The sequence below is a fragment of the Geobacillus sp. PK12 genome (assembly GCF_004123125.1).
Classification (GTDB): Bacteria; Bacillota; Bacilli; order Bacillales; family Anoxybacillaceae; genus Geobacillus; species Geobacillus zalihae.
Map to the genome: position 1 here is coordinate 21,613 of NZ_SDKL01000018.1, position 12,498 is coordinate 34,110.

General features: G+C 53.1%; 12 protein-coding genes. All 12 read left to right on the forward strand.

Annotated elements, in window-relative coordinates; genetic code table 11:
* The first annotated feature begins 63 nt into the window (after positions 1 to 63).
* The 12 genes from ETR37_RS07945 (at position 64) to ETR37_RS08000 (ending at position 12,437) form a co-directional block, all read left to right on the forward strand.
* Entirely contained in the window at positions 64 to 969 is a 906-nt protein-coding gene (locus ETR37_RS07945; RefSeq protein ID WP_013524883.1) for a mechanosensitive ion channel family protein, read from the forward strand.
* Positions 970 to 981: 12 nt separating this feature from the next.
* Entirely contained in the window at positions 982 to 1,179 is a 198-nt protein-coding gene (locus ETR37_RS07950) for a DUF951 domain-containing protein (protein WP_011232948.1), read from the forward strand.
* 56 nt (positions 1,180 to 1,235) lie between these two features.
* Positions 1,236 to 3,257 carry a molybdopterin-dependent oxidoreductase gene (locus ETR37_RS07955; protein WP_013524882.1) on the forward strand — a complete coding sequence of 674 codons (2,022 nt, stop codon included), beginning with the start codon at positions 1,236 to 1,238 and terminating at the stop codon, positions 3,255 to 3,257.
* A 239-nt stretch (positions 3,258 to 3,496) separates the two neighbouring features.
* Entirely contained in the window at positions 3,497 to 4,597 is a 1,101-nt protein-coding gene (ychF, locus tag ETR37_RS07960; RefSeq protein WP_013524881.1) for a redox-regulated ATPase YchF, read from the forward strand.
* Positions 4,598 to 4,811: 214 nt separating this feature from the next.
* The gene (rpsF, locus tag ETR37_RS07965; RefSeq protein ID WP_011232945.1) at positions 4,812 to 5,099 is read left to right on the forward strand and encodes a 30S ribosomal protein S6; all 288 of its coding nucleotides are present in this window, start codon (positions 4,812 to 4,814) and stop codon (positions 5,097 to 5,099) included.
* Between the two features lie 30 nt (positions 5,100 to 5,129).
* A complete protein-coding gene (gene ssb / locus ETR37_RS07970) occupies positions 5,130 to 5,624 on the forward strand; it encodes a single-stranded DNA-binding protein (RefSeq protein ID WP_015376126.1) in 495 nt (164 codons plus the stop codon).
* A 97-nt stretch (positions 5,625 to 5,721) separates the two neighbouring features.
* Positions 5,722 to 5,958 carry a 30S ribosomal protein S18 gene (gene rpsR / locus ETR37_RS07975; protein ID WP_008880812.1) on the forward strand — a complete coding sequence of 79 codons (237 nt, stop codon included), beginning with the start codon at positions 5,722 to 5,724 and terminating at the stop codon, positions 5,956 to 5,958.
* Positions 5,959 to 6,094: 136 nt separating this feature from the next.
* Positions 6,095 to 7,021: a YybS family protein gene (locus ETR37_RS07980; protein WP_011232943.1), complete on the forward strand. Its 927-nt coding sequence runs from the start codon at positions 6,095 to 6,097 to the stop codon at positions 7,019 to 7,021.
* Positions 7,022 to 7,067: 46 nt separating this feature from the next.
* Entirely contained in the window at positions 7,068 to 9,044 is a 1,977-nt protein-coding gene (locus ETR37_RS07985; RefSeq protein WP_020754218.1) for a DHH family phosphoesterase, read from the forward strand.
* Positions 9,041 to 9,490 (forward strand): 50S ribosomal protein L9, encoded by a 450-nt coding sequence (rplI, locus tag ETR37_RS07990; RefSeq protein WP_020754217.1) that lies wholly within the window; start codon positions 9,041 to 9,043, stop codon positions 9,488 to 9,490. Before ETR37_RS07985 ends, rplI begins: the two co-directional genes overlap by 4 nt.
* A gap of 78 nt (positions 9,491 to 9,568) precedes the next feature.
* Complete coding sequence (gene dnaB / locus ETR37_RS07995; RefSeq protein WP_011232940.1) at positions 9,569 to 10,933, forward strand: replicative DNA helicase; 1,365 nt, start codon at positions 9,569 to 9,571, stop codon at positions 10,931 to 10,933.
* Between the two features lie 217 nt (positions 10,934 to 11,150).
* Positions 11,151 to 12,437 (forward strand): adenylosuccinate synthase, encoded by a 1,287-nt coding sequence (locus ETR37_RS08000; protein ID WP_129447132.1) that lies wholly within the window; start codon positions 11,151 to 11,153, stop codon positions 12,435 to 12,437.
* Positions 12,438 to 12,498 lie beyond the last annotated feature (61 nt).

Here is a 12,498-nt window from a genome sequence, read left to right on the forward strand (position 1 = left end):
CAGCGGCCGGTCTTGTTAAAATAAAAGCGCAGAACAAGAAAAAAGATTGAGGTGTCGCCAACGTTGAACACGATGGAAAAAACGATGAGCCGATTGTTCGCATTTTTGATAGATGAGAAATTGTGGCTCCAGATCGGAAAAGGGACGCTGAAGATTGTTCTCATCCTACTCATATGCGCCATTGCGGTGAAAGTGTTGAAAATTGCCGTTCATAACATGTTCAAAGTGCGACAGAAGGCGCCGATCCGCATTTCCGAACGGCGGGAGGCGACGCTCGTTCGGCTGCTCGACAACGTCATTACGTACGTACTATATTTTATTGCGCTCTTGATGATTTTAGATACGTTTGGCGTTCCCGTCAAAGCGCTGCTCGCCGGGGCTGGGGTCGTCGGGCTGGCCGTGGGTTTTGGCGCACAAAGCTTAGTGAAAGACATCATCACTGGATTTTTCATCATTTTTGAAGACCAGTTTGCGGTCGGCGATTATGTGCGCATCGGCAATTTTGAAGGGTATGTTGAAACGATTGGGCTTCGGGTGACGAAAATTAAAAGTTGGACCGGGGAAGTGCACATTTTGCCAAACGGCAGCATCACTCAAGTGACGAACTATTCACTGCACAACAGCCTCGCTGTCGTTGACGTCAGCATCGCCTATGAAGAAGACATTGAAGAGGCGGAGAAAGCCATCCGCGAGCTTCTTCCGCAGCTGCCGGCGAAGTATGAAGACATGGTCGCCCCGCCGGAATTGCTTGGCGTGCAAAATTTAGCCAGCTCAGAAGTCGTATTGCGCATCACGTGCGAAACGAAGCCGATGCGCCATCTGGCGGTCGCTCGGGCGATCCGCAAGGAAGTGAAGTTGCTGTTGGACGAACGGGGAATCGAAACCCCATACCCGCGGCTTGTGCTGCATCGCCGCGACGGACAAGAGCAGCCGGAGGCAAAGCCGCAACGGGAGCAATCGTTGTCATAGGGAGGTGGATCGATGGAGGAGAAACAGTTCGGCCTATACGATATCGTCGAAATGAAAAAGCCGCACCCATGTGGAACGAATCGTTGGAAAGTGATCCGCTTGGGCGCTGACATCCGCATTAAATGCGAAGGGTGCGCCCATAGCGTTTTGTTGCCGCGCAAAGAGTTTATCCGCAAAATGAAAAAAGTGCTCGTCAAGCATGAAGAATAAGCAAATGAAGCATGGTGGCGAGGCCATGCTCTTTTGTTGCGAAGGGGAGGGAGAAAATGACGGGAACGACGCATGTAACATCATGTCCGCTCAACTGCTGGGACGTATGCGGGCTGAAGGTGACGGTGAACGAGGGGAAAGTCGTACGGGTTGACGGCGACGAACACCATCCCATCACGAAAGGGAACATTTGCGGACGCGGGCGGATGTTGAAAGAGCGGGTAAACGCCAAAGAACGCCTTCTCTATCCGTTGAAAAAAGTAAACGGGCAGTTCGTTCGCATTTCTTGGGAAGAGGCGCTTGATGACATCGCCGGGAAAATGCGGAAGTTGAAAGAACAATTTGGGCCGACAGCCGTGCTTCACAGCCATGATTACGCCAACAACGGGCTGCTGAAAAACCTGGACCGCCGTTTTTTTAATTGTTATGGTGGGGCAACAGAGCTTATCGGCAGCCTTTGCTGGGGCGCGGGCATTGAGGCGCAGACATGGGATTTTGGCAACGCCTACAGCCATGCGCCAGAAGATATCGACAACAGCCGCCACATCGTCATTTGGGGGCGAAACGTCGCCCGCACGAACATGCATTTATTCGAGCGGTTGCTTGCCGCGAAAAAACGCGGGGCGACCATTGTGGTCATCGATCCGCTGTTTGGCCCGACGGCGCGCATCGCCGATCAGTACGTATGCATCAAGCCGGGAATGGACGCTTTTTTGGCGATGGGCATTATGAAAGAGCTGCTTCGACTCGGGTTGGAGGACCGGGCCTTTATCAAGCAACATACAATTGGGTTTGATGATGTCAAACAACTATTGCAGACAATTTCGTTGGCGGAGATTGAGCGGCATACCGGTGTTAGCCGCGATCAAATGACGGAGCTGGCCCGGCTTTACGGGGACCGGCCGACCGCAACGTATCTTGGCCTTGGCATGCAACGCTATGCGAACGGCGGCAATACAATCCGATGGATCGATGCCCTTGTCGCCGCAAGCGGCAACGTTGGCATTCCGGGTGGAGGGGCGAATTTTGGCAACTTGCAGGTGGGCGAGTGTTTTGATAAAGCCGCATTGACGCTCCCAGAGCGGAAAACGGCATCGCGCACATGGACGATGATGAAGCAGGGAGAAGAGATATTGCGGGCGAATGATCCACCGATCGGCATGGTGATCGTCACGTGCGGCAACCCGCTCGCTCAAGTGCCGAACACGAACTTGATGAAAAAAGCGTTCGCTTCCGTTGAAACGGTGGTTGTGTTTGAGCAGTTCATGACCGATACGGCTGCCATGGCTGATTATGTTTTGCCAGTAGCGGCTTCGTTTGAAGAGGAAGACGTCTATTGTTCATCGATGTACCATGCGTATTTGAACTACGGGCCGAAGCTTGTCGACCCGCCGGGTGAGGCGAAGCCGGACTTGTGGATTTGGACGGAGCTGGCAAAAAGGCTCGGGTTTGGGGATGATTTTGCCTATACGCGTGAGCAGTTTCTTGCGATGGCGCTCCGGCCGTTGGAGCATCACGGCATTACGCTGAAGCGATTGAAAACAGAACACCGCGTCCTTTTGCCTGTCGAACCGGTGCCATGGCGCGACCGCCGGTTTCAAACGCCAAGCGGAAAATACGAATTTACGTCAACCATCGCCAAGCAAAAAGGGATGGACGGCCGGCTGCAAATCATGTATCCGGCCGAATCGGAGGAGTCCAATCCGGCACTAGCCGCCAAATACCCGTATCGGCTGTTGACGATCCATCCGCTCCGTTCGAATCATTCGCAACATTATCCGCTCATCCCAGCGCTTCAGACAGTCCGCATTGAGGTAGCGGCTGATGTTGCTGCGGCAAAAGGTCTTGCCGATGGCGACCGGGCGCTTGTTTACAACGACCGTGGATCGCTCGTGGGAACGGTCAAGATGCTTGATGGCGCCTACCCAGGCACGATCAACATTGACGAAGGACAATGGGGAGTGTTCGGCGGGCCGGTCAACGTCCTCACGTCCGATTTGGAGTCGGATAACGGCTGCGGCAGCACGCTGTATGACTGTTTGGTCAATATTGAAAAAGTCACGTCGGAAGCAAAGTAAGCGGTTCACAGTTGCTTCGGATCAGTAGAAAAAAGATATTGTCGACGACAAAATGCGGTTTGAGGCTGTTGATCCGAAAAGATGATTTTGTCATCCAAGTGTTGGGAAAAGGGCGCAAACTTCCGCCTTTTTTGAAGCGGGTGGGAGAGGAAACATTCCCCGCTTGCGGCGCGCTTGTCATTTTCTTGGCCAGCCCATATAATGAGGAAAGATGTGAACGGGAAAGAGGAGTGGAACGAATGGGATTGACAGCAGGAATCGTCGGATTGCCGAACGTCGGCAAATCGACGCTGTTTAACGCCATTACAAAAGCAGGTGCTGAGTCAGCCAACTATCCGTTTTGCACAATTGAGCCGAACGTCGGTGTCGTCGAAGTGCCCGATGAGCGGCTCGATGTATTGACGGAAATGTTTCGGCCGAAGCGGACGGTGCCGACTGTTTTTGAATTTACCGATATCGCGGGCATCGTCAAAGGGGCGAGCAAAGGAGAGGGGCTTGGCAACAAGTTTTTGTCTCACATCCGCCAAGTCGATGCAATTTGCCAAGTCGTCCGCTGCTTCAGTGATGAAAACATCACCCACGTGGCGGGCAAAGTCGACCCGCTCGCCGATATCGAAACGATCAATTTGGAGCTCGTGTTGGCTGATTTGGAAACGATTGACAAACGAATCGAGCGGGTCGGCAAAATCGCCAAGCAAAAGGATAAAGAGGCGGCGTTTGAATACGACATTTTGCGGCGGTTGAAGGAGACGCTCGAAGCCGGCAAGCCGGCGCGCACACTCGAGTTCACTGATGAAGAGATGAAAGTCGTCAAGCAGCTGCATTTGTTGACGATAAAGCCGATGCTTTACGTCGCCAATGTCGGCGAGGAAGATATCGCTGACTCTAGCGGCAATCCGTTTGTCAAGGACGTGCGCGAGTTTGCCAAGCGCGACAACGCTGAAGTCATTGTTGTCTGCGCCAAAATCGAAGAGGAAATCGCTGAGTTCAGCGATGAGGAAAAACGGCAATTTTTACAGGAGCTCGGCATCGAGCAGTCCGGCCTTGACCAACTTATCCGCGCCGCTTACAGCTTGCTCGGATTGGCGACGTTTTTCACCGCCGGCGAGCAGGAGGTGCGGGCGTGGACGTTCCGCAAAGGGATGAAAGCGCCGCAATGCGCCGGCATCATCCATTCCGACTTTGAGCGAGGGTTTATTCGCGCGGAAACGGTGTCGTACGATGACCTTGTCGCGGCTGGATCGATGGCGGCGGCGCGCGAAGCCGGAAAAGTGCGCTTGGAGGGAAAAGACTACGAAGTGCAAGACGGCGACATTATGCATTTCCGGTTCAACGTGTAACCATTGGTTCGAGGGCAGGGCGGATGCAGCAGGTCACGGCATGGGGCCGTTTTTGGCTTGGTCATACGGATGGAAGATGTTTGCGCCGACGGAATGCGGCAAACTGCCTTGCTTATCGTTGTCGGTCATGGTATAATCAACAAATGTGAGTAATGGTGATTGCTCCTTGCTCTTCGAATGGAAGGGCCGCTTAGACCAAAAGGAGGTGACGAGCGTGAGAAAGTACGAAATCATGTACATCATCCGCCCGAACATGGACGATGAAGCGAGACAAGCTCTCGTGGAACGGTTCAACAACGTGTTGAAAGAAAACGGCGCGGAGATTACGAACGTGACGGATTGGGGCAAGCGCCGCTTAGCCTATGAAATTCAAAAATACCGCGACGGCTATTACATGATCGTCAATGTCGTATCGGAGCCGAAAGCGGTGCAAGAATTCGACCGCTTAGCGCGCATCAGCGAAGACATCATCCGTCATATCGTCGTCAAAGAAGAAGAATAATCTTTTCGACATGATGAAGAGGTGGTTCTGATGATTAACCGCGTCATTTTGGTCGGCAGGTTAACGAGAGATCCGGAGTTGCGTTACACTCCAAGCGGAGTGGCTGTTGCCACGTTTACGCTCGCGGTCAACCGTCCGTTTACAAATCAGCAGGGCGAGCGGGAAACGGATTTTATTCAATGTGTCGTTTGGCGCCGCCAGGCGGAAAACGTCGCCAACTTTTTGAAAAAGGGGAGCTTGGCTGGTGTCGATGGCCGACTGCAAACCCGCAGCTATGAAAATCAAGAAGGTCGGCGCGTGTACGTGACGGAAGTGGTGGCTGATAGCGTCCAATTTCTTGAGCCGAAAGGAACGAGCGAGCAGCGAGGGGCAACAGCAGGCGGCTACTACGGGGATCCATTCCCATTCGGACAAGATCAGAACCACCGACATCCCGATGAAAAAGGGTTTGGCCGCATCGATGACGATCCTTTCGCCAATGACGGCCAGCCGATCGATATTTCTGATGATGATTTGCCGTTTTAATAAACAAGTCGCTTGAAGCCCCTGTCTTGAAGCAAAGCGCAGGCAGCGGGCCATTCCACCGATGAGGAAACGATGGCAACGGAAAGGAGGAAACAGCATGGCAGGACGGAAAGGCGGCCGCGGCAAACGCCGCAAAGTATGTTACTTCACGGCGAACAACATTACGCATATCGACTACAAAGATGTCGATTTGCTGAAAAAGTTCATTTCTGAACGCGGCAAAATTTTGCCGCGCCGTGTAACGGGAACGAGCGCGAAATATCAGCGCAAATTGACGGTCGCGATCAAACGCGCGCGCCAAATGGCGCTTCTGCCGTACGTTGCGGATGAGTGAGCCGAAAGCAAGCAGTAAGGGGGGATCCTTACTGCTTTTTTTATCTCCTCTGACTGAGCGGACTCCCACTCCCAAGCAGAGTGAAAGTGGGGAAGGAGGTCAAATCACTAAAAAAACAAAGAAAGGGGAACGTCCATTGCGAAAAACGCACGCCCTCACCGAAGCGGCGATTGAGCTCGCGCTGTTTGCTGTTTTGTTTTTGCTTGCGCTGTACGCGCCGGTCATTGGGATTGTCGCCGCTTTGTTTTTAGCGCTTCCGTTTATGGTGTTTACGATGCGCCATGGGTGGATTCCAGCTATGTTGCTGCTGGCGGCGGCCCTTGTCATCTCCGGTTTGATCGGCTCGCTTTTGTCGCTGCCGATGGCGCTTATGTTTGGCACCGTCGGCATGGCCGTCGGCGCGATGCTTTCGAAACAGAAAAACCGTTATCTTGTTCTTCTTGTCGGCGCGCTTGTATTTTTGGCGAATATCGTGCTTGATTACATCATCTCGATTCAATTTTTGCACGTCGATATGATCCAAGATACGCTTGCGCTCGTGCGAGAATCGTTTGACACGGCAATGAATCTAATGAAGGGAATGGGACAAGCGCCGCCTTTGGAGATGCAAAGGCAGTTCGAACAAGGGCTGAAGCTGATCGGCTATATGGTTCCGACGCTGTTTGTCATCGCTTCGTTTGCGCTGGCGTACGCGACGATCATCGTCTCGCTGCCGGTGATGAAGAGGCTGAAGCTGCCGGTCGGTTCATGGCCGCCGTTTCGCGAGCTTATGTGGCCGAAAACTGTATTGTGGTTGTATGTCTTCGTGCTCCTTCTCTCCTTGTTCCCGTTCAAAGAAGGATCGTTTGCCTATATCGCCGTGTTGAACTTATCGTATGTGTTGCAGCTGGCGATGATCGTGCAAGGATTTTCGTTTCTTTACTACGCCGCTTACAAAAAAGGGGTTGGCAAAGGTGTGGTGGCGGCAGGGACGGTTGTTTGCTTATTCCTGCCTTTTCTACTTTATCTTGTGGCGATATTCGGTATAATTGATTTAGGATTTGATTTGCGCCGCCGCATATGATAATTGGATCAGGCGAGTCATTTCTTCAGTGTAGGAGCTGACTTGAATGTCCCATTTTTATGAAAGGAAAGCGTATCGCTATCCGTTATATGCGTTAGCCGCCTTGGCGGTGCTTATGGCGATCGGCTTGTTTTACTTCCAATGGCTGCTTGGCCTCGTCGCCCTTCTTGGCGTCGGGTTTGTGCTTTATTATGTCATTGGGGCGCAACGCTCCTTGCATAAAGAGTTGGAGCACTATATTTCCAATTTGTCGCACCGGGTGAAAAAAGTAGGCGAGGAAGCGTTGATGCAAATGCCGATCGGCATTATGCTCATCGATGAAGGGGGAGAAATCGAGTGGTCGAACCGTTTTTTGGCCGCCTGCTTTAAGGAACAGACGCTTGTCGGCCGCTCTCTCGCCGAGCTTTCCGAATCGTTGGCCGCTTTTGTGAAAAGGGGAAAAACGGACGAAGAGATCGTCGAATTGAACGGAAAGCAACTGAAAGTGGTCATTCGCCGCTCGGAACGGCTTCTTTACTTTTTTGATGTTACTGAGCATTTGGAATTGAAGCGGCAGTATGAAGCGGAACGGCTGGTGCTCGCCATTATTTTTCTTGACAATTATGATGAAATTACGCAAGGGATGGACGATCAGGCAAAAAGCCAACTAAACAGCCTCGTCACGTCCGTGTTGAACCGGTGGGCGAACGACTATGGCATTTTTTTAAAGCGGACGTCATCCGACCGATTTATTGCCGTATTGAACGAACATATTCTTGGGCGGCTCGAGAAAAGCAAATTTTCCATTCTCGACGAAGTGCGAGAGCAGACGGCAAAACATCATGCCCAGCTGACGCTGAGCATCGGCATCGGCGCCGGCGTGTCCCAGCTCCCGGAGCTCGGGGCGCTCGCCCAATCAAGCTTGGACTTAGCGTTGGGGCGCGGGGGCGATCAAGTCGCGATTAAGCAAGGAAATGGAAAAGTGAAGTTTTACGGCGGCAAAACGAACCCGATGGAAAAGCGGACGCGCGTCCGCGCCCGCGTTATTTCCCATGCGCTTCGCGAACTGATTGCAGGAAGCGACAAAGTGCTCATCATGGGCCATAAATATCCCGATATGGACGCCATGGGAGCGGCGATCGGCGTTTTAAAAGTCGTCCAATCGAACCAAAAGGAAGGGTTTATCGTCGTCGATCCGGCCAAAACGGATGCCGGGGCGCAACGGTTGCTTGAGGAAATGAAAAAACATGCTGAATTATGGTCAAGATGCCTAAAACCGGAGCAGGCGCTTGAGCTCGTCACCGAGGATACGCTTTTGATCGTCGTCGATACGCATCGTCCGTCGCTCGTCATTGAAGAGCGGCTATTGTATCGCACCGACCATATCGTCGTCATTGATCACCATCGCCGCGGCGAAGAGTTCATTGAGGCGCCGATTCTCGTCTATATGGAGCCTTATGCTTCTTCGACATCGGAACTCGTCACCGAGCTGTTAGAGTACCAACCGAAACGGATGAAGCTGACGATGCTCGAAGCGACCGCCCTGCTTGCCGGCATCGTCGTCGACACGAAAAGCTTTACGCTCCGCACCGGCTCGCGGACGTTCGACGCCGCGTCATACTTGCGCGCCCAAGGAGCGGATACGGTGCTTGTGCAAAAATTGCTGCGGGAAAGCATCGCCAACTACGTCAAACGGGCGAAATTGATCGAACGGGCGGTGATCGATGAGCATGGCATCGCCATCGCCAAAGGCGGCGAAAACGAGGTGCACGACCAAGTGTTGATTGCGCAAACGGCCGATACGCTTCTCACTTTAAGCGGCGTCGTTGCCTCGTTCGTCATTTCCAAGCGGTCCGACGGGACGGTCGGCATCAGCGCCCGCTCGCTCGGCGATGTCAACGTGCAAGTCATTATGGAACGGCTTGGTGGAGGCGGACATTTGACAAACGCCGCCGCCCAATTGTCCGAAGTGACGGTGGAAGAGGCGGAGCGGCAGCTGCGTGAAGCCATTCATGACTATTTCGAGGGGGGGAAGCCATCATGAAAGTCATTTTTTTAAAAGATGTGAAAGGAAAAGGGAAAAAAGGGGAAATCAAAGACGTCGCCGACGGTTACGCAAACAACTTTTTGTTCAAACAAGGGCTCGCCATTGAAGCGACGCCGGCGAACATCAAAGCGCTCGAGGCGCAAAAACAAAAAGAGCAGCGCCAAGCGGCGGAAGAATTGGCCAATGCGAGAAAACTGAAAGAAGAGCTCGAGAAGCTGACGGTGGAAATCCCGGCGAAAGCGGGCGAGGGAGGCCGTTTGTTTGGCTCGATCACGAGCAAGCAAATCGCTGAGGCGCTTCAGACCCAGCATGGCTTAAAGCTTGACAAACGGAAAATCGAGCTTGCTGATGCCATTCGCTCCCTCGGATATACGAATGTGCCGGTGAAGCTCCATCCGGAAGTGACAGCGACCTTAAAAGTGCACGTCAAGGAACAAAAATAACGGTAGCGACGATGCCCCCGCCCGCTATGGCGGGGGCATTATCGACGGAAATGAAACGGGGGAAAAGGCGGTGAGACGATGAGCGAACTTTTTTCAGAACGAATTCCTCCGCAAAGCATTGAAGCCGAGCAGGCCGTGCTTGGCGCTGTGTTTTTGGATCCCACTGCGCTGACGCTCGCCTCGGAACGATTAATTCCCGAAGACTTCTACCGCGCGGCCCATCAAAAAATTTTCCACGCCATGCTTCGCGTCGCTGATAAAGGCGAGCCGGTCGATTTAGTGACGGTGACGGCGGAACTGGCCGCTTTGGAGCAGCTGGAGGAAGTGGGCGGTGTCTCCTACTTAAGCGAGCTTGCTGATTCTGTGCCGACAGCGGCCAACGTCGAATACTACGCCCGCATTGTGGAAGAAAAATCATTGCTTCGCCGCCTCATTCGCACGGCGACATCGATTGCCCAAGATGGCTATACAAGGGAAGATGAAATTGACGTTTTGCTCGATGAAGCGGAACGGAAAATTATGGAGGTTTCCCAACGGAAACATTCAGGCGCCTTTAAAAATATTAAAGATGTTCTCGTACAGACGTATGACAACATTGAAATGCTCCATAACCGGAACGGGGACATCACCGGCATCCCGACCGGATTCACGGAACTCGACCGGATGACGTCCGGATTTCAGCGCAGCGACTTGATTATCGTCGCCGCCCGGCCATCGGTCGGGAAGACGGCATTCGCATTAAACATCGCCCAAAATGTGGCGACGAAGACGAACGAAAATGTCGCGATTTTCAGCTTGGAAATGAGCGCCCAGCAGCTTGTGATGCGGATGCTTTGCGCCGAAGGCAACATCAACGCCCAAAACTTGCGCACTGGCAAGCTGACGCCGGAAGATTGGGGCAAGCTGACGATGGCGATGGGCAGTTTGTCAAACGCCGGCATTTATATTGACGATACGCCGAGCATCCGCGTCAGCGACATTCGCGCCAAATGCCGCCGCTTGAAACAGGAAAGCGGCCTCGGCATGGTGGTGATCGATTATTTGCAGCTCATTCAAGGAAGTGGGCGCAACCGGGAAAACCGCCAGCAGGAAGTGTCGGAAATCTCCCGTTCGTTAAAGGCGCTCGCCCGCGAGCTCGAAGTGCCGGTCATTGCTTTGTCACAGCTGTCGCGCAGCGTTGAGCAGCGCCAGGACAAGCGGCCGATGATGTCCGATCTTCGCGAATCGGGGAGCATTGAGCAAGACGCTGATATCGTCGCCTTTTTGTATCGCGACGACTACTACAACAAAGATTCCGAGAACAAAAACATCATCGAAATCATTATCGCCAAACAGCGGAACGGCCCGGTCGGGACGGTGCAGCTCGCCTTTATTAAAGAGTACAATAAATTCGTCAACTTAGAGCGCCGTTTCGATGAGGCGCAAATTCCACCGGGGGCGTAAGACGGACCGCGCTGCCGGCGTCGAGCGCCTTTTTGTTCTTTTGGTCTTTGACTATTTCCCCGTTTACACCCGCGGCGTTGAAGAGGGAGCCTTCCTGATCATTAATAAACGAATAAAAAAGACGATATTTTCTTTTAATGTTCGTGTTTCATTGACTTTATGGCTGAAAACTGGTACACTGACAATGTTTAGACCGAGGAAACTGGAGGTGCTCGCCATGTCGTCAGTCGTTGTTGTCGGCACGCAATGGGGCGATGAAGGGAAAGGGAAAATTACGGACTTTTTATCGGAAAATGCGGAAGTGATTGCCCGGTATCAAGGGGGAAACAACGCCGGACACACGATCGTGTTCAACGGGGAAAAGTATAAGCTGCACTTGATCCCGTCGGGCATTTTTTATAAAGATAAAATTTGCGTCATCGGCAACGGCATGGTCATTGATCCGAAAGCGCTTGTCGCCGAGCTTTCCTATTTGCATGAGCGCGGCGTTTCGACCGATAATTTGCGCATCAGCAACCGCGCCCATGTCATTTTGCCGTATCATTTGAAATTGGACGGACTCGAGGAAGAGCGGAAAGGCGCCAATAAAATCGGCACGACGAAAAAAGGAATCGGGCCGGCGTACATGGACAAGGCGGCGCGCATCGGCATCCGCATTGTTGATTTGCTTGACCGCGATGTGTTCGCGGAAAAGCTGGCCCGCAACTTGGAAGAGAAAAACATGTTGTTCGAAAAAGTGTACGGTACCGAAGGGTTCCGCTTCGAGGACATTTTTGAGGAGTATTACGAGTACGGCCAGCAAATCGCCAGATACGTCTGCGACACATCGGTCGTATTGAACAATGCGCTCGATGAAGGGCGCCGCGTCTTGTTCGAAGGAGCGCAAGGCGTCATGCTTGACATTGACCAAGGAACGTATCCGTTTGTCACGTCGTCGAATCCAGTCGCTGGCGGGGTCACGATCGGCGCCGGTGTCGGGCCGACGAAAATCAAGCATGTCGTCGGGGTGGCGAAAGCCTATACGACGCGCGTCGGCGACGGGCCGTTCCCGACAGAGCTGCACGATGAAATCGGCGACCGCATTCGCGAAGTCGGCCGCGAGTATGGGACGACGACCGGCCGTCCGCGCCGCGTCGGTTGGTTTGACAGTGTTGTTGTCCGTCATGCCCGCCGGGTGAGCGGCATTACGGACTTGTCGCTTAACTCGATCGACGTGTTGACCGGCATTGAAACGTTGAAAATTTGCGTCGCCTATCGCTACCGCGGCCAAGTGCTCGAAGAATTTCCAGCCAGCTTAAAAGTGTTGGCCGAATGCGAGCCGATCTATGAAGAACTTCCTGGCTGGACGGAAGATATCACCGGGGTGAAAAGTCTAGACGAGCTACCGGCGAACGCCCGCCATTACGTCGAGCGCATTTCCCAGCTCACCGGCATCCCTCTTTCGATTTTCTCCGTCGGACCGGACCGTTCGCAAACGAACGTCGTCCGCAGCGTCTACGCGTAAGCGGCAACAGTGGACGGTGGCAGGCAGCGTATAAACAATGCAAACGACAGGCATAGATGCG

What these genes read in the sequence shown, in the direction of transcription:
- ETR37_RS07950 (WP_011232948.1), top strand. Translation starts at nt 982, where the DNA reads ATGGAGGAGAAACAGTTCGGCCTATACGATATCGTCGAAATGAAAAAG.
- ETR37_RS07955 (WP_013524882.1), top strand. Translation starts at nt 1,236, where the DNA reads ATGACGGGAACGACGCATGTAACATCATGTCCGCTCAACTGCTGGGAC.
- ychF (WP_013524881.1), top strand. Translation starts at nt 3,497, where the DNA reads ATGGGATTGACAGCAGGAATCGTCGGATTGCCGAACGTCGGCAAATCG.
- ssb (WP_015376126.1), top strand. Translation starts at nt 5,130, where the DNA reads ATGATTAACCGCGTCATTTTGGTCGGCAGGTTAACGAGAGATCCGGAG.
- rpsR (WP_008880812.1), top strand. Translation starts at nt 5,722, where the DNA reads ATGGCAGGACGGAAAGGCGGCCGCGGCAAACGCCGCAAAGTATGTTAC.
- ETR37_RS07985 (WP_020754218.1), top strand. Translation starts at nt 7,068, where the DNA reads ATGTCCCATTTTTATGAAAGGAAAGCGTATCGCTATCCGTTATATGCG.
- rplI (WP_020754217.1), top strand. Translation starts at nt 9,041, where the DNA reads ATGAAAGTCATTTTTTTAAAAGATGTGAAAGGAAAAGGGAAAAAAGGG.
- dnaB (WP_011232940.1), top strand. Translation starts at nt 9,569, where the DNA reads ATGAGCGAACTTTTTTCAGAACGAATTCCTCCGCAAAGCATTGAAGCC.
- ETR37_RS08000 (WP_129447132.1), top strand. Translation starts at nt 11,151, where the DNA reads ATGTCGTCAGTCGTTGTTGTCGGCACGCAATGGGGCGATGAAGGGAAA.